This window comes from Nocardia panacis (assembly GCF_003598715.1).
Classification (GTDB): domain Bacteria; phylum Actinomycetota; class Actinomycetes; order Mycobacteriales; family Mycobacteriaceae; genus Nocardia; species Nocardia panacis.
On sequence record NZ_QZFU01000029.1, the window covers coordinates 386,419 to 409,145 of the forward strand.

General features: G+C 67.4%; 22 protein-coding genes. 8 read left to right on the plus strand and 14 right to left on the minus strand.

Annotated features, from left to right (window positions below; genetic code table 11):
• Window positions 1–77: 77 nt before the first annotated feature.
• Entirely contained in the window at window positions 78–1,577 is a 1,500-nt protein-coding gene (locus D5S18_RS24140) for a phospho-sugar mutase (protein ID WP_120043350.1), read from the minus strand.
• A complete protein-coding gene (locus D5S18_RS24145) occupies window positions 1,578–2,375 on the minus strand; it encodes a purine-nucleoside phosphorylase (protein ID WP_120043351.1) in 798 nt (265 codons plus the stop codon).
• Window positions 2,376–2,459: 84 nt separating this feature from the next.
• On the opposite strand from D5S18_RS24145, the gene D5S18_RS24150 reads away from it, so the two are divergent.
• The 3 genes from D5S18_RS24150 to D5S18_RS24160 all read left to right on the plus strand — a co-directional run bounded on the left by D5S18_RS24150 (window position 2,460) and on the right by D5S18_RS24160 (window position 5,706).
• Complete coding sequence (locus tag D5S18_RS24150; protein WP_120043352.1) at window positions 2,460–3,164, plus strand: enoyl-CoA hydratase-related protein; 705 nt, start codon at window positions 2,460–2,462, stop codon at window positions 3,162–3,164.
• Window positions 3,165–3,256: 92 nt separating this feature from the next.
• Window positions 3,257–4,468 carry a M20 family metallopeptidase gene (locus D5S18_RS24155; protein ID WP_120043353.1) on the plus strand — a complete coding sequence of 404 codons (1,212 nt, stop codon included), beginning with the start codon at window positions 3,257–3,259 and terminating at the stop codon, window positions 4,466–4,468.
• A gap of 98 nt (window positions 4,469–4,566) precedes the next feature.
• Window positions 4,567–5,706, plus strand: a complete 1,140-nt coding sequence (locus tag D5S18_RS24160) for a M20 family metallopeptidase (protein ID WP_120043496.1) — start codon at window positions 4,567–4,569, stop codon at window positions 5,704–5,706.
• Window positions 5,707–5,786: 80 nt separating this feature from the next.
• Here the strand turns inward: D5S18_RS24160 and D5S18_RS24165 are convergent, their stop codons facing one another.
• Window positions 5,787–6,260, minus strand: coding sequence for a gamma-glutamylcyclotransferase family protein (locus tag D5S18_RS24165; RefSeq protein WP_120043354.1), 474 nt, complete (start codon window positions 6,258–6,260; stop codon window positions 5,787–5,789).
• A gap of 246 nt (window positions 6,261–6,506) precedes the next feature.
• Between D5S18_RS24165 and D5S18_RS24170 the strand changes: the two genes are divergently transcribed.
• From D5S18_RS24170 to D5S18_RS24185, 4 genes are all read left to right on the plus strand, one after another.
• Window positions 6,507–7,910, plus strand: a complete 1,404-nt coding sequence (locus D5S18_RS24170; RefSeq protein WP_120043355.1) for an NAD(P)H-quinone dehydrogenase — start codon at window positions 6,507–6,509, stop codon at window positions 7,908–7,910.
• Window positions 7,911–8,278: 368 nt separating this feature from the next.
• Window positions 8,279–9,325 carry a hypothetical protein gene (locus D5S18_RS24175; RefSeq protein WP_239003969.1) on the plus strand — a complete coding sequence of 349 codons (1,047 nt, stop codon included), beginning with the start codon at window positions 8,279–8,281 and terminating at the stop codon, window positions 9,323–9,325.
• Window positions 9,326–9,401: 76 nt separating this feature from the next.
• Window positions 9,402–10,448 (plus strand): DUF8176 domain-containing protein, encoded by a 1,047-nt coding sequence (locus D5S18_RS24180; RefSeq protein WP_239003970.1) that lies wholly within the window; start codon window positions 9,402–9,404, stop codon window positions 10,446–10,448.
• Window positions 10,449–10,535: 87 nt separating this feature from the next.
• Window positions 10,536–11,711: an aminotransferase-like domain-containing protein gene (locus tag D5S18_RS24185; protein ID WP_120043357.1), complete on the plus strand. Its 1,176-nt coding sequence runs from the start codon at window positions 10,536–10,538 to the stop codon at window positions 11,709–11,711.
• Here the strand turns inward: D5S18_RS24185 and glpK are convergent, their stop codons facing one another.
• Complete coding sequence (glpK, locus tag D5S18_RS24190) at window positions 11,712–13,208, minus strand: glycerol kinase GlpK (protein ID WP_120043358.1); 1,497 nt, start codon at window positions 13,206–13,208, stop codon at window positions 11,712–11,714.
• A gap of 308 nt (window positions 13,209–13,516) precedes the next feature.
• Here glpK and glpD point away from each other — a divergent pair, with 308 nt between their 5' ends.
• Window positions 13,517–15,250: a glycerol-3-phosphate dehydrogenase gene (glpD, locus tag D5S18_RS24195; protein WP_120043359.1), complete on the plus strand. Its 1,734-nt coding sequence runs from the start codon at window positions 13,517–13,519 to the stop codon at window positions 15,248–15,250.
• A gap of 47 nt (window positions 15,251–15,297) precedes the next feature.
• Here the strand turns inward: glpD and D5S18_RS24200 are convergent, their stop codons facing one another.
• The 10 genes from D5S18_RS24200 to D5S18_RS24235 form a co-directional block, all read right to left on the minus strand.
• Window positions 15,298–16,458, minus strand: a complete 1,161-nt coding sequence (locus tag D5S18_RS24200) for a sensor histidine kinase (protein WP_120043360.1) — start codon at window positions 16,456–16,458, stop codon at window positions 15,298–15,300.
• Window positions 16,459–16,572: 114 nt separating this feature from the next.
• On the minus strand, window positions 16,573–17,250 hold the full coding sequence (locus tag D5S18_RS24205) for a winged helix-turn-helix domain-containing protein (protein ID WP_120043361.1): 678 nt from the start codon (window positions 17,248–17,250) through the stop codon (window positions 16,573–16,575).
• An 82-nt stretch (window positions 17,251–17,332) separates the two neighbouring features.
• The gene (locus D5S18_RS24210; protein WP_120043362.1) at window positions 17,333–17,527 is read right to left on the minus strand and encodes a hypothetical protein; all 195 of its coding nucleotides are present in this window, start codon (window positions 17,525–17,527) and stop codon (window positions 17,333–17,335) included.
• A 104-nt stretch (window positions 17,528–17,631) separates the two neighbouring features.
• Window positions 17,632–18,198 (minus strand): TetR/AcrR family transcriptional regulator, encoded by a 567-nt coding sequence (locus D5S18_RS24215; protein ID WP_120043363.1) that lies wholly within the window; start codon window positions 18,196–18,198, stop codon window positions 17,632–17,634.
• 230 nt (window positions 18,199–18,428) lie between these two features.
• Window positions 18,429–18,653 (minus strand): hypothetical protein, encoded by a 225-nt coding sequence (locus tag D5S18_RS34530; RefSeq protein ID WP_147404122.1) that lies wholly within the window; start codon window positions 18,651–18,653, stop codon window positions 18,429–18,431.
• Between the two features lie 50 nt (window positions 18,654–18,703).
• Entirely contained in the window at window positions 18,704–19,714 is a 1,011-nt protein-coding gene (locus D5S18_RS24220) for an Rpn family recombination-promoting nuclease/putative transposase (RefSeq protein WP_120043364.1), read from the minus strand.
• A gap of 132 nt (window positions 19,715–19,846) precedes the next feature.
• Entirely contained in the window at window positions 19,847–20,887 is a 1,041-nt protein-coding gene (locus D5S18_RS24225; protein WP_120043365.1) for an Rpn family recombination-promoting nuclease/putative transposase, read from the minus strand.
• 20 nt (window positions 20,888–20,907) lie between these two features.
• Complete coding sequence (locus tag D5S18_RS24230; RefSeq protein ID WP_120043366.1) at window positions 20,908–21,399, minus strand: hypothetical protein; 492 nt, start codon at window positions 21,397–21,399, stop codon at window positions 20,908–20,910.
• A gap of 252 nt (window positions 21,400–21,651) precedes the next feature.
• Window positions 21,652–21,825 (minus strand): hypothetical protein, encoded by a 174-nt coding sequence (locus tag D5S18_RS34990; protein WP_158607943.1) that lies wholly within the window; start codon window positions 21,823–21,825, stop codon window positions 21,652–21,654.
• A 117-nt stretch (window positions 21,826–21,942) separates the two neighbouring features.
• Window positions 21,943–22,725, minus strand: coding sequence for a DNA-formamidopyrimidine glycosylase family protein (locus D5S18_RS24235; RefSeq protein ID WP_120043367.1), 783 nt, complete (start codon window positions 22,723–22,725; stop codon window positions 21,943–21,945).
• Window positions 22,726–22,727: the final 2 nt, after the last annotated feature.

Genomic DNA, 22,727 nt, shown 5'->3' on the forward strand with positions numbered 1-22,727 from the left:
GCCCACCCGATGCGCAACCCCCTATCCCCCTCACGCGGGAGTATGCGCGAATCAACTCCGTCCCGGATGAATGACGCTCAGGCGGTGAGGAGGGTGGTGCAGTAGGCGCGGAGGGCGGACAGGTGGTCGGTCGCGGCGGATTTCGCGGTGGGAAGGGTGGTGGGGGTGGTCGGTTCGACGGTTTCCAGATAGCACTTGAGTTTGGGTTCGGTGCCGGAGGGACGGACGACTACGCGTGCGGTAGGGGTGCGCAGGATGAGAGCATCCGTGCGAAGGGGACCGCGAACCTGGAGCAGGTCGGTGTATTCGATCGGGGTGCCGAGGATTTCGGTCGGTGGGGCGGTGCGCAGCCGGGCGACGGCCGCTGCCGCGTCGGCGGGGGAGGGCAGGCGCACGGAGAGCTGGTCGGTGGCGTGCAGGCCGAATTCCAGTGCGTAGGAGTCGAGTTCGTCGAGCAGCGTGCGGCCTGCGGCTTTCAGACGGGCGACGAGATCCGCGGTGAGGACGGCGGCGGAGATGCCGTCCTTGTCGCGCACCGCCGCGGGATCGACGCAGTGGCCGATGGCCTCCTCGTAGGCGTAGACCAGACCGTCTCCCGCGCGGGCGAGCCATTTGAAACCGGTGAGCGTTTCGGTGTAGCGCGCGCCGCGAGCGGGCGCGAGTCTCGACAGCAGTCGTGACGAGACTATCGTGGTGGCCACCAGCGCATTCGGCGGCGCGGTGCGCAAAACGCAGTCGGCCAGCAGTACGCCGGTCTCGTCGCCGCGCAGCATGCGCCAACCATCGGGACCGGGCACGCCGACAGCACAGCGGTCGGCGTCCGGATCCAGGGCGATGGCCACATCGGCCTCGACGCGCGCCGCCAAAGCGAGCAGCAGATCGGTCGCGCCCGGTTCTTCCGGATTCGGGAAGGCGACGGTGGGGAAGTCGGGATCGGGCGCGTATTGCTCCGTGACCACGTGCACGTCCGAGAAACCGGCCGCCGCGAGGGCTTGCACAGCAAGCTCGCCGCCGACGCCGTGCAGCGGGGTGAGTGCGATCCGAATCGGTGCCCGCGCACCGGATCCGCCTATGCGGGAGGGCAATTCGGCGACCCGGGCCAGATAGCGCTGTGCGGGCGCGTCATCGGCGGGTGTGACGGACGTGCGCGCGATCGGCGCGCGCACCGCCTCGATGTGGCGTTCGATCTCGGCGTCGGCGGGCGCGATCAGCTGTGACCCGCCCGCCAGGTACACCTTGTACCCGTTGTCGCTCGCCGGATTGTGCGAGGCGGTGATCTGCACCCCCGCCACCGCGCCGAGTTCGCGCACCGCGAAGGCGACCACGGGTGTCGGCACCGGTCGCGGCAGCAGCGTCACCGGAAAACCGGCCGCGGCAAGGATTTCCGCCGTGGCAATGGCGAATTCGGCGGACCCGTGCCTGGCGTCGCGCCCCACGACGACAGCGCCGCCGCCGAGGCAGCGTTCGCGCAACCAGTCGGCGAGCCCGGCGGTGGCCCGTCCGACCGTCTCGACATTCATCCCGTCCGGACCGTCCCGCAGGGGTCCGCGCAGCCCGGCCGTGCCGAAGCGCAGCATCTAGAGTCGCTCCAGTATCGAGCGCAGCAGTTTGCCCAATCGCGGTGCGGCGGCACGCCCTTCGGCCAGCACCTCCGCGTGCGAGAGCGGTGCGCCGGTGACGCCCGCCGCCAGATTGGTGACCAGGGAGATGCCCAGGATGCGCGCTCCGAGCGCCCGCGCGGCAATGGCCTCCAACACCGTGGACATGCCGACCAGGTCGGCCCCGACGGTGCGCAGCATGCGGATCTCCGCGGGCGTCTCGTATTGCGGGCCGGTGAGTCCGGCGTAGACGCCCTCGGTGAGCGTCGGGTCGGATTCCTTTGCCAGCGCGCGCAATTCGGGATCCCAGGCGTCGACCAGATTGACGAAGGTCGCCCCGTCCAGCGGTGTGCGGGCGGTGAGGTTGAGGTGGTCGGCGATGAGAACCGGCTCGCCGACCCGCAGCCCCTGCCTGATGCCGCCCGCCGCGTTGGTGAGCACCACCGTCCGCGCGCCCGCCGCGATGGCGGCCGAGACCGGGTGCACGACCTCGGCGGGTCGGTAGCCCTCGTACAGGTGTTGGCGGCCCATGAGCAGCAAAACCGGTGTGGCGCCGACGAATACCGAATGCACGGTGCCGACGTGCCCCTGCGCGCTCGGCGTGCCGAAGCCGGGCAGTTCCGACATGGGGATGGAGGCGCTCGGTCGACCGATTTCGGCGGCGGCCTCCTGCCAGCCCGATCCGAGGACGACCGCGGCCCGATGGCTCGGCACTCCGGTGCGTTCGGCGATTGCTCGAGCAGCTTCGGCTTGGGTGGCGGCCCGTTCGGCAAGCATATTCGTCACTGTATTCGACGGCGGCGTTCCGCAGGTTGCCGCGCCGCTTGCTACCGGCGGGTAGGAACACGCTACGCTGCACGCATGCCGTATCTGGAGCGTGACGGAGATGTGTTCGTGGTCTACCTCGGCAACGAGGGCCAGACCGATAGCGAGAACCGCTTCCACCCCGACTGGATCGCGGAATTCCACGACCTGCTCGACAAGGTGGAGGCGTCGCAGGGACCTGCCGCGCTGGTCACCACGGCCACCGGCAAGTTCTACACCAATGGCCTGGATACGGACTGGCTCTTCGGCAATATGGACAAGAGCCACGGCTACTTGGACCGGGTGCATTCGCTCTACACCCGCCTGCTGCAGTTCCCGCTGCCGACGGTGGCCGCGCTCAACGGTCATGCCTTCGGCGCGGGCGCCATGCTGGCCACCTCGCACGATTTCCGGGTGATGCGCGCCGACCGCGGCTTCTGGTGCCTGCCCGAGGTGCTGTTGGGTATGCCCTTCACCCTCGGCATGAACGCGCTGCTGACCGAGCGGCTGACCAACCAGGTCTGCGTGCGGGCGATGACGACCGGTCACCGCTACCCGGCCGATGAGGCGATCGCGGCCGGTGTGGTCGACGCCAAGGCCGATGCCGACGCGCTGCTGTCCGACGCGGTGGCCCGCGCGGCCGCGCTGGCGGGCAATCGCAAACCGAATCTGCCGGTCATCAAGCGGGGGCTGCACGCGCGGGCGCTGGCCGGACTCGCGGTGCCGACCACTTCCGAGAACCTGGCGTTCGCGCTGGGATAGCCCCGGCTTCACCCCCGCGGACCGCCCGAACTCGTTCGGCCGCGTGGTGCCGGGCTGTGCTCGGTCGCCCGCGCAGTGCCAGACTGTGTGCCATGCCACCACCGCGCATCGGCACCGAGGATTCCCGGACCGCACACCCCGTCGACGCCGCGATCGAGGCGGCCGCGGCGGAGCTGATCGCGCTGTCGCATTCGATTCACGCCGAACCGGAGCTCGCCTTCGAAGAGGTGCGCAGCGTCGCGAAAATTCTTGTCCCGCTTGCCGAGCGTGGTTTCGCCATCGAGTCGGGGGTGGCCGGGCTGCCCACCGCCTTCCGTGCGAGCTTCGGCCACGGCCCGCTGACGGTCGCGCTGTGCGCCGAGTACGACGCGCTGCCCGGTATCGGACACGCCTGCGGGCACAACATCATTGCCGCCTCGGCGGTGGGTGCGGCGCTGGGCCTGGCCGAGGTGGCCGACGCGCTCGGGCTCACGGTGCTGGTGCTGGGCACCCCGGCCGAGGAAAGCGGCGGCGGCAAGGTGCTCATGCTCGAGCGCGGCGTCTTCGACGATGTGGCGCTGGCGATGATGGTGCATCCCGGTCCGGTCGACATCGTCGGCGCGCACTCCTTGGCGATGGCGGATCTGTCGATCGTGTTCCACGGCCGCGAGGCGCATGCCAGCGCCGCGCCCGAACGGGGCCGCAACGCGGGTGACGCGGTCACCATCACCCAGGTTGCCCTCGGATTGCTCCGACAGCATCTCCAGCCCGGACAGCAACTGCACGGTATAGTCGGCGACGGTGGCGTAGCCCCCAACATCGTGCCCGGACGTGCGGAACTGCTGTATTACCTGCGCGCAGTCGACTCCGCATCGCTCGACGATCTGCTGCGACGAGCGTCGGATTGTTTCGCGGCGGGCGCCCTGGCGACCGGCTGCACGCACGAAATCCGCACCGTTGCGCCGACATATACCGAGCTCACCCCGGATCCGGAACTACTGTGTGCTTATCGCGAGCATATCGTCGACCTCGGCAGGGTGCCGATCGCACCCGAACTCGAGGCGCAGCGCCCACTCGGGAGCACGGACATGGGCAACGTCACCAACGTCATTCCGGGCATCCATCCGGTGATCGGCATCGATGCCGGTGGGGCGGTGACACATCAACCGGCCTTCGCCGCCGCGAGCGTCAACGCCTCGGCCGACCGCGCCGTCATCGACGGTGCGCGCGCACTGGCGCGTACCGCCGTCACCGCCGCTCGCGATGAATTGCATAGGGAGAGGTTGTTACAACGGCTGATTCAACGACAGGAGGGTATTCGGTGAGCATTACCGGCCGTTCCGCGGAGCTCACGCGGCAGGCCGCCGAAAGCGGCGAGCGTGCGCGTCGGGAACAGCGCACGGCGGGCACCGCGCAGGAGACGATCGACGCGTGGTTGGCCGACCACACCGCGGATCTCGTGCACTGGCGCAGGCACATTCACGCCAACCCGGAGCTTTCCCGCACCGAGTTCGCCACCACGGAGTTCATCTCGGCCTGGCTGCACAAGGCCGGGTTGCAACCGAGGGTGCTGCCCGGTGGCACGGGGCTGGTTTGCGATATCGGTCCGGACGGTCCGCGCATCGGACTGCGCGCCGATATCGACGCGCTACCGCTGCAGGAGTTCACGGGTCTGAGTTTCGCCTCCACCGCGCCGGGGGTGGCGCACGCGTGCGGGCACGACGCGCACGCCGCGATCCTGCTCGGCGCCGCGATGGCGCTGGCGGAGGTGCAGCGGCTGCCGATCGGTGTGCGCGTGGTATTCCAGCCCGCCGAGGAGGTGATGCCGGGCGGTGCGATCGATGTGGTGGCCACCGGCGCGATGGAGGGTGTCGAGCGCATTTTCGCCCTGCACTGCGATCCGCGCCTGGAGGTCGGGCGGGTCGGTGTGCGGTGTGGTCCGATCACCTCGGCCGCCGACACCGTCGAATTGGTGTTGGATTCGCCGGGCGGGCACACGTCACGTCCGCATCTGACCAGTGATCTGGTGTACGCGATCGGCACCGTCATCACCGGTCTGCCCGGTCTGCTCTCGCGGCGCATCGATCCGCGCACCAGCACCGTGATGGTGTGGGGCGCGGTGTCGGCGGGCAAGGCCCCCAACGCGATTCCGCAGACCGGCATGCTCACCGGTACGGTGCGCACCGGTGATCACGCCACCTGGTCACTGCTCGAGCCGATGGTCCGCGAGATCGTGGACGGTCTGCTCGCGCCGACGGGGGTCCGTTATCAGCTCAACTACAAACGCGGTGTGCCGCCGGTGGTCAATGACGAGCAGGCGACCAGGATGTTCGAGGACGCCATCCGCAAGCTCGGTCCCGACGCGCTGGCCGACACGATGCAGTCCAGCGGCGGGGAGGATTTCTCCTGGTATCTGGAGGAGGTGCCCGGCGCGATGGCCCGACTCGGCGTGTGGTCCGGCCACGGTGAACAGCTCGACCTGCATCAGCCCACCTTCGATCTCGACGAGCGCGCGCTCGCGGTGGGTGTGCGGGTGCTCACCAATATCGTGCTCGCGGGCTGAGACCGCGAAATATCAAGTGGCCGACTCGAATTCGAGTCGGCCACGCTATTTCCGCGGCGGCGGCGTCTTCGCGACCGCGATCACACCGAACCCGGTCCGACATTGCGACTGTTGCGGGTGCGCAGCGCGTGCACGTAATCCTCTGGCGCGCCCGCCTTCTCCGCGGCGTCGGCGATGACGCCGATGTACCGGGCCGAGGGCAGTCCGCCCTCGTAGGCGTCGAGTACATACAGCCACGCCAGTGTGGGATCCGCCGACGAGCCGTCGCCCCGGCTGACCCGCAGGCGAATCTTCTTGTGGATGCCGAAGTCCGAACCCTCCCAGCGGTCGAGCCGCTGCTCGTCTTCCGCGGAGACGTCGTAGAGGACCACGAAGACCCTGGCGCCCGGATCCTCCACGACCGTCGCGAGCGGACCCTCCCAACCGATATCGTCGCCGGCGAATGTCAGCCGCCAGCCCTCCAACCAGCCCGTTCCGGACAGTGGCGAGTGCGGGCAGCGCTCGAGCATTTGCGACGAGTCCATATTGGACCCATAGGCGGCGTAGATCGGCACCAGGAAAGGTTAGCCAATAAAGCCCGGTGACGTTCGATTGCGATGGCTGCCGCGCGGCGGGTCTCGGCGAATCACCCGAACTGACCGGTGAGTAGCACGTCCGGCGAATATGTGGCAGCTCACCCGACTACGGTTGTCCCTGCACCGGAGATCCCGGTTCATCTGCTCCAGCGGAGGTATCAATGACCCGCACGGCGATCAAGCGGAGGTATCAATGACCCGCACGGCGATCAAGCGGAGGTATCAATGACCCGCATAGCGATCATTGGTGGCGGACCTGCCGGTTACGAGGCGGCGCTGGTGGCCTCCCAGCACGGCGCCACCGTGACGTTGATCGACAGCGATGGCATCGGCGGCGCGTGCGTGCTGTGGGATTGTGTCCCGTCCAAGACGTTCATCGCCTCGACCGGGGTGCGCACCGATCTGCGTCGCGCCCGCGGGCTCGGCATCGATCTCGACCCCAGCAACGCGCAGATCCAACTGGCCGAGGTGAATACGCGCGTCAAGGAGTTGGCGCTGGCCCAGTCCTCCGATATCCGTTCGAAGTTGCAGGCCGCCGGGGTGAGCATCCTGGCCGGTCGCGGTGAACTGTGCGATCCCGCCCTGGGTTTGGCCGCGCACCGGGTGCTGGCCCGGCTCGCGGACGGCACCGAGGAGACCATCGAGGCCGAGGTGGTGCTGCTCGCCACCGGCGCGAGTCCACGCGTGCTGCCCGGCGCCGAACCCGATGGCGAGCGCATCCTCAATTGGCGTCAGCTCTACGACCTGAAGGAACTGCCCGAGACGCTGGTGGTGGTCGGATCCGGTGTCACCGGCGCCGAATTCGTCTCCGCGTACACCGAGATGGGTGTGCGGGTGAAATTGGTCGCCAGCCGCGATCGGGTGCTGCCCGGTGAGGACGCCGACGCGGCGCTGGTGCTGGAGGACGCGCTGGCCGAGCGCGGTGTGGAACTGGTCAAGCACGGTCGCGCGGATGCCGTGGAGCGCACCGAGAACGGCGTTGTCGTCAAGCTGTCCGACGGTCGCACCGTGACGGGTACGCACGCGCTGATGACGGTCGGCTCCACCCCCAATACCGCGGGCCTGGGTTTGGATCGGGTCGGCATCGAGGTCGATCGCGGCGGCTATCTGCGGGTCGACCGGGTCTCGCGCACCACGGTGCCCGGTATCTACGCCGCAGGGGACTGCACCGGACTGTTGCCGCTGGCCTCGGTGGGTGCGATGCAGGGGCGTATCGCCATGTATCACGCGCTGGGCGAGGGCGTGAGTCCGATTCGTTTGAAGACGGTGGCTTCGGCGGTATTCACCCGGCCGGAGATCGCGACGGTCGGCGTGAGTCAGACCGCCATCGATGACGGCGAGGTGCCTGCGCGCACGGTGATGCTCCCGTTGAATACCAATCCGCGCGCCAAGATGTCGGGACTGCGTCGAGGTTTCGTCAAGATCTTCTGTCGGCCCGCCACCGGTGTGGTGATCGGCGGGGTGGTGGTGGCCCCGATCGCTTCGGAGTTGATTCTGCCTATCGCCATGGCGGTGCAGAACAATCTGACCGTGAACGATCTGGCGCAGACATTCTCGGTGTATCCATCGTTGACGGGTTCGGTGACCGAGGCGGCCCGTCAGCTCATGCGGCATGACGACCTCGGCTGAAGACCTTGCCTAGCAGGCCTATTGCCAAACATGTAGGGACAACCGAACCGATCGTGCGGAAATCCGTTCGGTTTTCCCGTATTTCAGGGGGTTGACCGGTGAGTATGGTTGCCAATGCTGGGGTTTCATTCGCATTGCCTATGCGGCGCTCATGTGGTTCACTTCCCGCAGAGATGCGATCGGCGGGCGGTCGTAGTTGTCGTGTTGGGGGAGTTGTCCTTTCCTGAAACGGGAGCGCGGCGGCCCACAGGTTGCCTTGCGACCGAGCGTCTTCAGAGGGACGACTGAGCGTGACCAATTTCGGTCGCGTTCGGGAAAGGGATTAGCGAAAAGTGAAACATCGTAAGCCGAGTCGGGTGGAGCGAGCGATGGCGAGCACATCGTTGCCACTGGCCACCGTGGCCGCAGTGGCCACCCTGTTCGCGGCGCCGGCGGGGGCGGCGCCGCAGGACGCGCCGACTATCCCCCCGACCATTCCGCCGACGGCGCCCGCGCAACCGGGCATCGAGACGCCTGCCACCGAGACTCCCGCACCCAACCCTGGCGCGGACGCCCCGACATCGGAGACGCCCGCACCGAAGCCGGACAACGCGCCCAAGGCCGCGCCGAACCAGCCGCCGACGCCCAGCCCGAGCCAACCGGGTGTCACCACTCCGGAGCCGAATCAGGCACTGCCGGGCCAGAAGAAGCCGCAGACGCCCACGCAGCCCGGTGTCACCACCCCGCGCATCGCGCCGCTGCCGGTGCCGGGTCAGCAGCCGGGCGATATGCCCGCGGTCATGCCGGATCAGCCCGGTGTGCAGCAGCCCAAGCCCGCTCCCGGCGGCACGCAGCAGCAGCCGGGCGCGGTGCCTCCCGGCCAGGCGAATCCGGCCAAGCCCCAGCCGCCCGCCGACGACCTGGTGCAGACGCCCCAGCCGCCGCAGCAGCCGCGCTGGCAGTCGCCGCAGTTGCAGTCCGCGCCGCCCGCCCCGGTCGTCGAGATGTCGGGTCCGCACCTCGAGGTCGGCGCGAATGTCGACGGTGGTGCGGTGCTGCCGGGCTTCGTCGCCAACACTCACCACTTCTCCAATAAGGACGGCTACGTCGGGACCGTCGGCTACCACACCCCGACGGGTGCGGGCGAGGCCGGTATCTCGGTGGAGTTCGTCGATATCAACACCATCAAGGTCACCTCGTACACCGGTGGCGAGGGTCTGGCCGACGGCAAGAACACGGCGATTCTCGACACCACCCAGTTGAATCTGGCGAAGGCGGCCGTCGAGCAGTGGATCGAGTCGCAGCCGGGTGGCGCCGCGGCGCTGGACGCGGCCCGCCATGCCGCGCCGCCGATCCTGCCGCCGGGCGATGTCGCGCCGCAGACCGTCGATGTGGGTGGCGTCACCACGCAGTGGGGTGGTTCACTCCAGTACTGACGCGTGCTGATTCGATGGGTGGGGCGGTCGTTCGCGACCGCCCCACCCGTGTGTCCAGGGGAGAAAGGATGTGGGTGTGGCCTCCCAGGATGACGCGAAGGACAACGACCCGGATCGGCTCGCGTCGGCATTCGGTCCGCCCGTCTCCGATTCCGCAGGTGCTCCGGGGCGCGAATTCGCCGGTCCCGAGAGCGAATTCGGCCCGCCGATGGGCGAGTTCGGACCCGCGGTCTCGGAGTTCGGCCCGCCGGTGTCGGAGTTCGGTCCGCCCGTCTCGGGGTTCGGTCCGCCGGTCGGCGAGTTCCGCGCGCCCCCCGCCGAGTCGGGTCCGCCGCAGTGGAGCGAGCCCGCGGCCGACCATCCGGAGCTGGTCTGGCGGCCCGCGGAGGAGACCTCTGCCCCGCAGGTGCAGTATCGCGCCCCGGACAGCCAGGTCTTTCCGACGTCGCAGGACCGCGAGCCGCCATGGACGCCCGCACCCGATTCCGGTGCGGTGCCGATCGCGCCGCCGCCACCGAAGACTCCCGAACTGCCCTGGTCCCAGGATCAGATCGTGCAGCGGCTGGCCCCGGCGTACCAGCGCAAATCCGGGACCAAGCGCAGGCCGACCGGTTGGGTCGTCGGCGGGGTGGCTGCCGCGCTGGCGGCGATCATCGGCCTGGCCTTGGTGATCGTCGCGGTCACCCGCAGTGGCGGCGGCACCGAGACCACCGCCGCGGCGCCCCCCACCGGCGCCAAAGCGACACTGAGCTGTCCGGCCGGTCGGGACGGCAAACTCACCGTGGGCAATGGCGCGGGCGACACCGCATCGGGTCCCGGCGCGATACTCGGCTTCCAGTACGGCTTCTACGTCACCCGCAGCGGTGTGCAGGCCCGGCGGTTCGTGGCGGCGGACAATCTGAATGTCTCCACGGCGGAGATCATCCAGAAGGCGATCGATGAGCAGATTCCGGTGGGGACCACGCACTGTGTGCGCATTGCCGAGACCGCGCCGCGGACCTTCGATGTGGATCTGACCGAACGTCGACCGGACGGTTCGACCAGCGTGTATCAGCAGACGGTGCTCACGGTGAACCGGGACGGCAAGGAGTTGGTGTACTCGATCAAGAATCGGGGCGAGTAGACTAGCTCCCATTATTTGGGATATCAATTTCACACTCTGATCAGCCACCTGCGAGGATGGGCTATCAGCATCCCCTTGGAGGTTCTCATGTCGTCGACGCTGCCACCGCTCGCGAACAAGCTCGGCGGATTGCGGAGTTCGGCGATTCGCGACCTGCTCAAACTCACCGCCCGCCCCGACATCATCGGCCTCGCGGGCGGCCTGCCCGATGCCGAGCTCATGCCGCGCGAGCGGTTGGCGGCGGCGGCCGATGCGGCGTTGAGTCATCGCGGTTGCCTGCAGTACACCGAGTCGGCGGGCTGGGGTCCGCTGCGCGAGGTGCTGGCCGCGCGCGAATCGACGCGGATCGGGCGGGAGGTGCCCCTCGCCGAGGTGTTCGTCACCCACGGTTCGCAGCAGGCACTGTCGCTGCTGGCCGAGGTGCTGCTGGATCCGGGCGCGCTGGTCATCGTCGAGGATCCGGCGTATGTCGGTGCGCTGCAGGTCTTCCGGGCCGCAGGCGCGCGCATCGTCGCGGTGCCGCTGGATCGCGACGGCCTGCGCCTGGATGTGCTCACCGATCTGCTGGCCAAGGGTGAGCGTCCCGCCTTCGTGCACACCGTGAGCAATTTCCACAATCCCGGCGGGGTCACCATGTCGGCGCAGCGCCGCCGCGAACTCGCGGAATTGGCCGAGCGCCACGGCTTCTGGGTGATCGAGGACGATCCCTACGGCGAACTGTGGTTCGACAGCCCGGCGCCCGAACCGGTGGCGGCCCACTCCCGCAATGTGATTCGGCTGTCCAGCTCCTCCAAGATCATCTCGCCCGCGCTGCGCGTCGGCTGGATGGTCGCACCGGACGAGGTGTGCCGGGGCGTCGAACTGCTCAAACAGGGCGCGGACCTGTGCGGTTCGGCGCTCACCCAGCAGATCGCCGCCGACCTGCTCGCCGACCGGGTGTGGCTCGCCGCCCACGTCGATACGGTGCGCGGCGCCTATGGATCCCGCGCCAAGGCACTGGTGCACGCCTTCCGCGAACACCTCGGCCACCGGGCGAACTGCACCGACGCGGCGGGCGGCATGTTCGTGTGGGCCGATTTCACCGACGGCACCGACACGCAGGCCGTGCTGCCGCGCGCCCTCGACAACGGCGTCGCCTATGTCCCCGGCGCGGCTTTCGCGGTGGATACGGACTACCGCAACTCGATGCGCATGTGCTTCACCACCTCCGACGAGGCGACGCTGACCGAGGCGATCGTCAGGCTCGCCCGCGCCGTCGGCTGATCAGACCCAGTTGTAGGTGCGCTCGACGGCCTTGTTCCAGTTCGCGAGGTACGCCGCCCGATCGGCGGCCGACATGGTCGGCCGCCAGATCTTGTCGGCGGCCCAGTTGGCGCGAATATCGTCGGTGCCCGACCAGAAGCCCACGGCGAGTCCGGCGGCATAGGCCGCGCCGAGCGCGGTGGTCTCGTTGACCACCGGTCGCACCACCGGCACATCCAGGATGTCGGACTGGAACTGCATGAGCAGGTCATTGCCGACCATGCCGCCGTCGACCTTGAGTGTGGTCAATTCCAGTCGCATCCGCTGGGATTCGGCGTCGGCGCGCATGGCGTCCATGACCTCGCAGGTCTGGAACGCGGTCGATTCCAGTACGGCCCGCGCCAGATGCGCCCGATTGACGTACCTGGTCAATCCGGCGATGACACCGCGCGCGTCCGGTCGCCAGCGCGGGGCGAACAGCCCGGAGAAGGCCGGGACGATATACGCGCCGCCATTGTCCGGAACGCTGCCTGCCAGCGGCTCGATCTCGTCGGCCGAGTGAATAATGCCCAGATTGTCGCGCAGCCACTGCACCAGCGATCCCGTCACCGCGATCGAACCTTCGAGCGCGTACACCGCAGGTTGCGCGCCGAGTTGGTAGCACACCGTGGTGAGCAGCCCGTGTTTGCTCGGTACGGGGGTGGTCCCGGTGTTGAGCAGCATGAAATTGCCGGTGCCGTAGGTGTTCTTGGCCTCGCCGGGTGACAGGCACGCCTGGCCGAAGGTGGCCGCCTGCTGATCGCCCAGGATGCCCGCGACCGGAACTCCCGCCAGCGGCCCGGCCGCGATCTCCCCGTAAACCTCGGAGGAACTGCGGATCCGGGGCAGCATCGCCTCGGGCACACCGATCTCCGCGCAGATTCGCCGATCCCATCGCAGTGCGCGCAGATCCATCAGCAGTGTGCGCGAGGCATTGGTGACATCGGTGATATGCAGTCCGGTCAACCGCCACAGCACCCAACTGTCGATGGTGCCGAAGCACAGTTCGCCCGCCTGCGCTCGCTCGCGCGCACCAGGGACGTGATCGAGAATCCAGCGCACCTTCGGCCCGGCGAAGTAGGTGGACAGCGGTAGTCCGGTGCGATCCTGATAGCGGGTCGGGCCGAATTCGCCGCCCAGTTCGACGCACAGCCGGTCGGTGCGGGTGTCCTGCCAGACGATGGCATTGTGGATCGGCACACCCGTCGCCCGATCCCACACCACCGTGGTCTCACGCTGGTTGGTCACGCCAACCGCAGCCAGGTCCCGCGGGCCGATCCCGACTCGATCCAGGACGGCTTCGAGGACGAATTCGATATTGCGCCAAATGGTCTCGGGATCGTGCTCGACCCAGCCGGGGCGCGGGAAGATCTGCTCGTGCTCGCGCTGGGCGACCCCGATGACGCGCCCGCTCCGGTCGAACACGATGCAGCGACTCGAGGTCGTGCCCTGGTCGATGGCGGCCACATAGCGACGCATTCGTGCAGGCTACTAAAGCGAACCGGGCCGCAGCGGCACCTCGCGCCGTGGATTCCCGTGTCGCCGACCCGGCGGTGTCGCTGTTACCCGACCATCCGGCGCCGTTGTTGGCGGACCCGGTCGGTGTCGTTGTTGGCCCGACCGGCCGGCATCACTGATGGCCGACCGGCCGGCATCTCTATTGGCCGACTCGGCCGGTGACCTACCAGCCGACACGGCTGTGTCGGCGAATACGGCGCGGTCGCCGGTCAGCGCCTAGCCTGTACCCGAGCAGCTCGATCGGACACCCCGGCTGGCAGGAGTCGAGCATGACCAAGAACCCGCAGGCCCAGGCCCTCGGCCCCGAACAGCGGCGCGCCGCCTGGGAGCGATTCGGCAAAGAGCATTTCGACGTGGTCGTCGTCGGCGGCGGCGTGGTCGGTGCGGGCATCGCGTTGGACGCGGCCACCCGAGGACTCAGCGTGGCCCTCGTCGAGGCCCGCGACCTGGCCTCCGGCACGTCGAGCCGCTCCTCGAAGATGTTCCACGGCGGGCTGCGGTATCTGGAACAGCTGGAATTCGGACTGGTGCGCGAGGCGCTGCACGAGCGCGAGCTGGCACTGTCCACCCTGGCCCCGCACCTGGTCAAACCGCTGCGCTTCCTCTATCCGCTCACCCACCGGGTCTGGGAGCGGCCCTACGTGGCCGCCGGTCTGGTCCTCTACGACACCATGGGTGGCGCGAAATCCGTTCCGGGACAGCATCATCTGAGCAGGCACGCCGCCTTGCGGCTGGCCCCCGGCCTGCGCCGCGATTCGCTCATCGGCGGCGTCACCTACTACGACACCGTCGTCGACGACGCCCGCCACACCATGACGGTGGCCCGCACCGCGGCCCACTACGGCGCGGTCATCCGCACCTCCACCCAGGTCGTCGGCTTCCTGCGCGAGGCCGACCGGGTGGTCGGGGTGAAGATCCGCGACAGCGAGGACGGACGCACCGGCGAGGTGCGCGCGCATGTGGTGGTCAATGCCACCGGCGTGTGGACCGACGAGGTGCAGGCCCTCTCGCACACCAGGGGCCGATTCCACGTGCGCGCCTCCAAAGGTGTGCACATCGTGGTGCCGCGTGATCGGATCGTCAGCGACGCCGCCATCATCCTGCGCACCCCCACCTCGGTGCTGTTCGTCATCCCGTGGGACGCGCACTGGATCATCGGCACCACCGACACCGACTGGAATCTCGATCTCGCCCACCCGGCCGCCACCAAGGCCGATATCGACTACCTGCTGGACCGGGTGAACCAGGTGCTGGTCACCCCGCTAACCCACGACGATATCGACGGCGTCTACGCGGGCCTGCGCCCGCTGCTCGCCGGGGAGAGCGACCAGACCTCCAAGCTCTCGCGCGAGCACGCGGTGGCCAGGGTCGCACCCGGCCTGGTCGATATCGCGGGCGGCAAGTACACCACCTACCGGGTGATGGCCTACGACGCCATGGACGAGGCGGCACAGGATATTCCGGCCCGCGTCTCGCCCTCGATCACCGCCAAGGTGCCGCTCCTCGGCGCGGACGGCTACTACGCGCTGATCAACCAGACGGTGCAGTTGGCCGAGGCGTACGGGGTGCACCCGTACCGGATCAAGCATCTGCTGAACCGCTACGGTTCGCTCATCGACGAGGTGCTGACCATGGCGGAGGGCAAACCCGAACTGCTGCACCCGATTACCGACGCGCCCTCCTACCTCCAGGTGGAGGCGGTCTACGCGGCCGCCGCCGAGGGTGCGCTGCACCTCGACGATATCCTGGCCCGCCGCACCCGCATTTCCATCGAATACTCGCACCGGGGCACCCACTGCGCCCAGCAGGTCGCCGAACTGGTCGCCCCGATCCTCGACTGGGACGAACGCGAGATCGAACGCGAGGTCCAAACCTATCTGGCCAGGGTGGACGCCGAGGTGCGGTCACAGACCCAACCCGACGATGCCTCCGCCGACGCCCTGCGCATCGCCGCCCCTGAACCGCGCCCGGAGATCCTCGAACCGGTCCCGTCCGAGGGGTGAGCCACCGGACGGACTTCGAGTCATGGCCTCGCTCGAAGTCTCATGGCTCAGCCGGGCGGAAGCGCCAGCGCCACAATGGTTCCGCCGCCCGCCGCGGGCTCCATCGTCGCGGTGCCGCCGTGCACGTCGGCGATCCAGGCCACCAGCGCGAGCCCGATCCCGCTGCCCCGCCCACCGGTGATACCGCGCTGGAACGGATTGCTCGACAGGCTCGGGGCCGGTCCCGTTCCGTGGTCGCGCACGCTCACCCGGCCCTGCGCCACGTAAACTTCGACGGGCGCTTGCGAGTTCACCGCGCCATGGGTGATGGCGTTCTCGATCAGATTGCGTACGGCCAGACTCAGCAGCGCCGGATCACCCACCACCACACAGGGTTCGGTGCGCACCGTGACGCGGGCGTGCGGGAATTCCTCCACCACCGCCTCGGTGAGCTGATCCAGCAGTAACTGCACTTGTTCCACGGTGGCGACACCCGCCTGCAATCTGGCGCGGGCGAGCAGTCCGGCGACGATGCGCTCCAACCGTTCTCCCAGACCGCGCGCGTCCGCCAGCGCGCGTTCGATCTCGTTCGGTGCGCGCGGACGCGGCTCGGTGATCAGCCGCAATGTGGCCAGCGGTGTGCGCAATTCGTGGGCCGCGTCGCCGAGGAAACGTTCCTGCTCGTCGACCATCGTCAGCGCCTGCCGAATACTGCGACCCGACAGCAGATGCGCCACCCCCGACGACAGCGCCACCAGCACCGCGCCGCCCACGACGAGGCTCCACACCAGCAGCGACCGATCCCTGTCGCGCGCACCGGGATTGGTGCCCGCGATGATCACCGTCTGCACGCTGGTGTCACTGAAGCTCAACGGTCTGGCCGCCAACCGGACCGGGCGGCCGACGGTGTCGGCGTCGTCGCGATAGATCAGGATGTCGGCCTGCACCGCGTCATCGGCCAGCGCCTTGATCCCCGCCTCCGTGGGCAGCCACGAGCGCAGGTGGGTGTAGGTCTGTTTCCAATGGCCCTGACCGGTCGCGGTCAAAACCACCACGGCCAGTTCACCATTGGCGAGGTCGTAGGACTTCAGCTGGTCGGTGTCGACCGCGTCCTCATCGGTTTTCAGATTGATACCGTGCCACAGACCCGTCACCACCCGATCCAACGTCTCGTCCACGGCGTGCGCGCGGGAACGCGCATCGATCACCGCGACGACGATGCCGAGCACGATCAGGCAGACGGTGGTGCTGACCGCGATGAGCGCGGTCAGTTGCCGGCGGGTGCGACGTAGGCGCGCGACGGCCGGACGGGAATTCGAGGTGGACAGTACGGTGCGAATGGGTCAGTTTCCGATCATCGAATCGCGGCCGATCATGAAGCCGATGCCCCGAATCGTCTCGATCACCTGCGGCGGGCCGAGTTTGCGCCGCAACTGGGCCATGACGGCGTCGACGACATTGGAGTTGGGTTCGGCCATCTCGTCCCAACAGCATTCGATGAGTTCGCTGCGCGAGACGACACCGCCCGCTCGCACGGCCAGCAGCTCCAGAACAGCGAACTCCTTGGGCGTCAGCGTGCGCAGCACCCCGCCGCGCAGCACTCGGCGGCGAGCCAGATCGATATCGAGATCGCCGAAGGTGAGTCGGGCAGGCGCGGGCTGCTCCCGGCGCCGACACAGCGCACGCACCCTGGCCGCGAGTTCGGCCAAGGCGAAAGGCTTCCCGAGATAGTCGTCGGCACCGTGGTCGAAACCGCTGACCCGGTCCGCGATCTCGTCGCGGGCCGTCAACACCAGCACCGGAACCCGCAGCCCCGCCTGCCTTTTGGCGGCGAGGAACAGGAGACCGTCACCATCGGGCAGACCGCGGTCCACGACCAGGCAGTCGTAGACATTCACCGAGATCTTCAGATCAGCCTCGCCGAGTCGGTAGGCCAGATCCACCGCGAAACCGGCCGCCCGCAAACCCATCGCCACCTCGTGGCCGAGGCGCTCATCGTCCTCGATCACCAAAACCCGCACGACGTCAGACAATAGGTGACGGTCCCTTCCTCGCGCAGCGCGAGCAGCCACCCCGCGCGGCCGCTCGCGACACGCGTTCGACTCAGTAGGTGAACAGATCCCAACCGTCACCTGCCGGACGGCACTCCCAGTGCGTACCGCCTGTCTTCGGGGAATTGCCGTCCGCCTCACACGCGTCGTAGGTCGCGTAGTTGCCGATGTAGTCGGCATGCGCGATACCGGTCCCGGCGGCGAGCGCGGCGGCGGCCAGCGCCGCCGCGATGAGAGCTGACTTCATTGGTTTCCTCTCCTTCCGGTGCGGCCCGCGCCGCACCGGAGATAGAAAACCAATGTCCGCGTGAGATTTTCGTGATGCGGCGCAGGCACTCCGAGACAGGGTCGCTAGCTGCCGGTTTCCATGGCGATGGCCCAGTGCAGGAGGCCGGCGATGTAGTTGCGCAGCACGTCGTCCGGCACGCTCAGCGGGTTGTCCAGGTGCAGGCGGGCCAATTCCTCCAAGGCGGCCACCAGGATTCGCTCCGTGGGACCGTTCGGATCGACCTCGGTGCCCGAGAACCGGGACAGATGCCTCGCCCCGGACGCGCGGGCATAGGAGCGGCCCAACTCCAGGCGGGCACGCAGATTCGGCGGGCCGCCATCGGGCGGGCTGAGCATGATCTGCCAGCTCGCAGGCGCCGCCTGCAAATAGTCGAGGATGCTGCGCGCGACCTGGTCGACTGTGTCGGTGGACCATTTCACCCCGGCCACACCGGCCAGCGCGATGCCCATCTCCCGGTCCAGCATCGCCGTCATCAGCCCCGACAGATCGGTGAACTGCTGATACACCAGGGCGCGCGCCACCTCCGCCTCGCGCGCCACCCGCTCGATCGTCACCGCCCCGAACCCATCGGCGGCCACGATATCGCGCGCGACATCCAGCAACTGCGCCCGCCGATCGCCCGCAGACATCCGCCGCTTGGGGATCGACTGCGCTGCCGACCCATTCTCCGAGGTAGAAGACCCGTGCCCGGGACCACCCGCCCCCGTCGCTCGCCCCGCTGTGCTCACAGCAACAGACCGTAGCGCAACCCCCGCACCCCCGCCCCCACTACGCCCACCCTTGGTCACAGCCCCGGTGTGTCGTATCCCGGTGCGCCGGAGCCATTCTCGAATGACTCCGGCGCACCGGGGGTGTTCAACTAGTCGGTGAAGAAGTCTTCCAGGCTGGTCGCGGTCATGATGCGGTCTACCCACCTCTCCAGCTGTTCGATATCAGCGTTGTCGAGCTTGCTGATGAAATGCTGAGGCAGATCCCCGAATTCGGATGCCGGCAACTCGGTCAGCGTTTCGAAGCGACCTTCCGAATACGACTTGGCAAATCCTTTCGCATACCCTTGAGCGAGCAGTTGCTCGGCTGTAGTCATTGGGAAGCTCCTGGGACCATGGGGCCAGATGGAAGCAGCCGATGGCTCGATCAGTGCGCAAAGACGTCCTCGACGCTGTTCGCCGTCATCGCGCGCCCGAACCACGCCTTCAACTGAGACATCCCCGCCTCGTTGACAACGGCGATGGTGCGTTGAGATACGACGCCGAACTTCGCGGTCATCACCTGGATCAGGTTTTCTGCGCATTCTTCCGCACGAGCTTTGGCGGCACCTTCGGCGCGAAGTTGTTCGGCTGTGGTCATGAAAACCTCCTTTGCCTGCGGGTCGAGTTGTTCGAATATGGGTTCCAAGTCTTTGGTCGACATCTCGCCGACCCGCAACAGGTACGTCACCAGCGCACGGAGTTCTCGCGGTGAGAGGCCGCCCAGTAGACCGCCGAGCAGTTGGGTCAACCAGGGGCCGAGGCCGGGTGCGCTCAGAACGGACCTTTGCAGCATCAACATTAACAAGACGGCGGGGCGTACATCGCGGGCTCGCAGTGTTTCCGGGTCGATGGCGGCCACGTCGTCGAGGAGGAAGCGGAAGTGCGGCAGGTAGTCGCGGAAGGCTTCGAGTGTTTCCTGATCGAGGTCGATCAGGTCGGTGAGTTCGGTCGATTTCGTCCAGCGTTCCTTGCGGTTGTTGTTGTGCACGACCAGCGGGATGATGGCGGGCAACTTGGTGGCTTTCGGATGCTCCTCGGCGTAGCGGCTCCAGATGTCGACGACGTATTGGAGCATCCGCAGCGGCATCATCTTGTCGATCGTGGACTGATGTTCGATGAGCAGGTAGATGAAGGCTTTGCGTCCGTCGAGTTTCGCGCTGTAGAGCGTATCGGTGTAGCGCGAGCGCAGATCGTCGGAGATGAAGCTGCCCGATTGCAGTCGTAGGGTGCGCCAATCCAGCTGTGTGACGATCTCTTTCGGTAGTACGGCTCGTAGCTGCGATGCGGCGTTCGCGGAGATGGTCATGACGTCGCGGAAGTACGCGTCGTGGTGATTCGGCGGTTTGACGGCGTCCTCGTGGCCGATCGCCTCCGCCAAAGCGTCCAACTTGGTCATGCTCGGGTACTCGCCCCTTCATCAGTGATTGAACGAAACACTGCATTGCCCAACGAGATTCGTGGTCTATTCAGATGTGCCCCCAGGATGAGCGGGTGGGAGTAGCCGGGACTCCCACCCGGTTCTGAAATGTCAGGGAAGAATAAGTTCGGTAAGGGTTTCCGCTGTGAGGATGCGGGCGGCGCAGGTTTTCAACTGCGTGGTGTCGGCGGTCTGTACGGCGGTGATGACGCGCTCCGGAATGGGGCCGAACTTCAATTGCATTTGCTCGATGAGGGTTTCGGCGCGCCCTTCGGCGCGGCCCGCTATCCGTCCTTCGATTCGGCCTTTCGTCTCGCCCTGGGCGATGAGCCGATCGGCGACGGCCATCAGAACCTCCTTCGCTGCTGGAACTTCCTCGAATGTGGCGATCAACTCGGCCACCGATGCCTCACCGACGCGCAGGATGTAGGTGATCATCGGGCCGAAAGCACAGTTCACGCTGGGATCGAAAGGTGCGTCGCGCAACTCGTCGATCATCTGCTGCAAGGTGGTGTCCACCGGCCCGAACTCGTGCGCCGGTTCCCCCAGAACCAAAGTTACCAATGGTGCGGGCGTCAGGTCACTTTCTTTCAGACCCGCGAGATCGATGGGGTGGCTATCGTCGAACAGGAAACGGAATAGCGGAAGGTAGCCGCGAATCCCGCTGTCCGAGGCCGGTGTGGCAGCGGGATCGGTGGGCGCGGACCAGCGATCACCCCGATGGTTGCCGAGCACCACCAGCGGGATCACTGCGGGCACGGTCCGTGCGTCGCGGTGCTCGTCGAGGTGGCGGGTCCACAGGCGCTCGACGTGCGACAAAATCTGCAAGGGCGTCAAACGTTCGGCCCGGCCGCGGTTTTGGATCAGCAGGTAGAGGTACACGTCGCGCTCGGCGAGCCTGGCCTTGTACAGCATGTCGCTGTAGCGGGTCCGAAGGTCGTCGGACACATAGCTGCCGGGCTGTAGTTCGAGACTGTGCGGGTCCAGCCTGTCGCGGAGTCGATGCGGGAGTGCGTTGCACAGTTGCGCGGTGGTATCCATCGGGAAGCCGACGCGCTGGAAGTAGGGATCGTCGGGATTCGGCCGGAATGCCGCTTCCTCCAGAATGGTTCGTGAGTTGATCAGAGCGTCCTCCGTGTAGGGAAGGCGCACGGCGGCTACCGGCGCCTGTGTTACGTGAACCGCCCGAACCTGCGGTCGTAGACGAGGCGGTAGGGGACGTCGATCGGGGGCAATTCGTGGCCGTAGACGTCCAGGTCGGTGAGATTCAGCGCCCAGTCCTTGTTTTTGAGGAAGTGCATGAGTTCGATGTCGTCGCACCACGGCGGGAAATCCGAGGGGAGCGGCGTGTGATCCCACCAGGAATCGAAGATCAGGTCCATTTGGTCCTGCGGTGGATTGCGGTCGGGATCGGGATGTCGGATGAGATTGAGGGCCACGTCGACGGCGCAGACCGGGGTGTTGCGCGAGTCGAGCATGGTGCCGACGAGCATGGCGCGGTCGACGACCCAGAAGAAGTGCGGGTCGTGCTCGGTGTGGTCGATACGATCGAGCAGGCCGTCGAGGGTGCGTTGCGCGTCTTTGCGGCGGATTGTCCGGACAATGCCGGTGTGGGTCAGTTGGGCGTCGAGGCCCTCATATGAGTCGTAGAGGTCGAGTTTCATGGTCCGCTCACGGTGGTATGCGTGGATTGTTCCGGTCGTCGGTGGATTCGGATCTGCAGGATCCGTGCGAAAGCCTATGAGCGGGTTCGAGAGTAGGCGTCGAGGATTCGGGCGCGCCAGTTTCCTTTCGAATTGCCCTGTTTCGCCAGGAAGGGATTCGAATCGGCGCGGCGAGGCGATTCATTTCGGATCACGCGATGACCCGAAATGAATAGAAATACAGCAGTTTTGGAATGCTGTTGTTCGAAACTCTCAGGGGCGGGCGTTGAACGAGGGCGGCGGCATGTGGTTCTGATGATCAGGCGTGTCCTGATGCAGCAGCAGATAGCCGAAGAAGAGGGTCGCGACAGTGGTGAGCGCGGCGGCCAGTAGCCGGGTGGCGATGGGCAGCGCATTCCGCATACCCGTGCGCGATATTGCCGCCATCTGCCCGCTTTCCCAAGTATCCGATCGGAGTGCCGCCAAGGGTGTCGTACCGATGGAGCGGAGTGTTAGCAAATGAGCGGCAACTAACAGTGTGCGGGATCGGCGGCCGTTCTCGGGTCAGGCCGAGGGCGCGGGTTGACAGCGCGGGCAGAAATAGATGCCGCGCTCGCGCTGATCGATGCGGTCGGCGTCCGCGCCGGTGGGTTCGAGCAGTCGCGCGAGGAGGGCGGTGCCGCAGCGCTGACAGGGTCGGTGGGTGCGCCGGTAGACCAGCGGCCGCCACGGTGGTTGGTGTGCGGCGGCGGTCAGCACCCGGTGTGCCTCATCGACCAGCGCGGGCAGATCGGGCACGACCCCGACCGGTGTGGCCGGATGTACGCGCCGCAGGTAGCACACCTCGCTGCGATAGATATTGCCGATCCCGGCGAGATTGCGCTGATCCAGCAGTGCCAGTCCGATGGCGCGATCCGGCGCGGCGGACAGCCGGCGCACCGCCTCGGCCGCGTCCCATCCCGGTCCGAGCAGGTCGGGTCCGAGATGGTCGATGGCGGTGTGCTCATCGGCGCCGCGCAGCACCTCGACCGTGCCCAGCGAAAAGCCGACCGCCTCCACCTCGTCGGTGGCCAGGACGAGTCGGGCGCTGACGCGCGGCTTGGTCCACCGCTGCCCGCAGTGGAAGATCCGCCACTCGCCGTCCATTCTCAGGTGGGTGTGAATGGTGACGTCGAGGGTGCGGATGAACAGGTGCTTGCCGTAACTGCCGACGCTGTCCACCCGCTGACCGACCAGATCGACGGTGGCGTAGCGCGGCACCCGGAAATCGCTGCGCGTCAGGTCTTTTCCGACGAGCGCGGCCCGCAGCCGCGCCGCCGTCCGGAACACGACATCACCTTCGGGCATCG

What these genes read in the sequence shown, in the direction of transcription:
- D5S18_RS24140 (WP_120043350.1), bottom strand. Translation starts at nt 1,577, where the DNA reads ATGCTGCGCTTCGGCACGGCCGGGCTGCGCGGACCCCTGCGGGACGGT.
- D5S18_RS24145 (WP_120043351.1), bottom strand. Translation starts at nt 2,375, where the DNA reads ATGCTTGCCGAACGGGCCGCCACCCAAGCCGAAGCTGCTCGAGCAATC.
- D5S18_RS24150 (WP_120043352.1), top strand. Translation starts at nt 2,460, where the DNA reads ATGCCGTATCTGGAGCGTGACGGAGATGTGTTCGTGGTCTACCTCGGC.
- D5S18_RS24155 (WP_120043353.1), top strand. Translation starts at nt 3,257, where the DNA reads ATGCCACCACCGCGCATCGGCACCGAGGATTCCCGGACCGCACACCCC.
- D5S18_RS24170 (WP_120043355.1), top strand. Translation starts at nt 6,507, where the DNA reads ATGACCCGCATAGCGATCATTGGTGGCGGACCTGCCGGTTACGAGGCG.
- D5S18_RS24175 (WP_239003969.1), top strand. Translation starts at nt 8,279, where the DNA reads ATGGCGAGCACATCGTTGCCACTGGCCACCGTGGCCGCAGTGGCCACC.
- D5S18_RS24185 (WP_120043357.1), top strand. Translation starts at nt 10,536, where the DNA reads ATGTCGTCGACGCTGCCACCGCTCGCGAACAAGCTCGGCGGATTGCGG.
- glpK (WP_120043358.1), bottom strand. Translation starts at nt 13,208, where the DNA reads ATGCGTCGCTATGTGGCCGCCATCGACCAGGGCACGACCTCGAGTCGC.
- glpD (WP_120043359.1), top strand. Translation starts at nt 13,517, where the DNA reads ATGACCAAGAACCCGCAGGCCCAGGCCCTCGGCCCCGAACAGCGGCGC.
- D5S18_RS24210 (WP_120043362.1), bottom strand. Translation starts at nt 17,527, where the DNA reads ATGAAGTCAGCTCTCATCGCGGCGGCGCTGGCCGCCGCCGCGCTCGCC.
- D5S18_RS24215 (WP_120043363.1), bottom strand. Translation starts at nt 18,198, where the DNA reads ATGTCTGCGGGCGATCGGCGGGCGCAGTTGCTGGATGTCGCGCGCGAT.
- D5S18_RS34530 (WP_147404122.1), bottom strand. Translation starts at nt 18,653, where the DNA reads ATGACTACAGCCGAGCAACTGCTCGCTCAAGGGTATGCGAAAGGATTT.
- D5S18_RS24220 (WP_120043364.1), bottom strand. Translation starts at nt 19,714, where the DNA reads ATGACCAAGTTGGACGCTTTGGCGGAGGCGATCGGCCACGAGGACGCC.
- D5S18_RS24230 (WP_120043366.1), bottom strand. Translation starts at nt 21,399, where the DNA reads ATGAAACTCGACCTCTACGACTCATATGAGGGCCTCGACGCCCAACTG.
- D5S18_RS34990 (WP_158607943.1), bottom strand. Translation starts at nt 21,825, where the DNA reads ATGGCGGCAATATCGCGCACGGGTATGCGGAATGCGCTGCCCATCGCC.
- D5S18_RS24235 (WP_120043367.1), bottom strand. Translation starts at nt 22,725, where the DNA reads ATGCCCGAAGGTGATGTCGTGTTCCGGACGGCGGCGCGGCTGCGGGCC.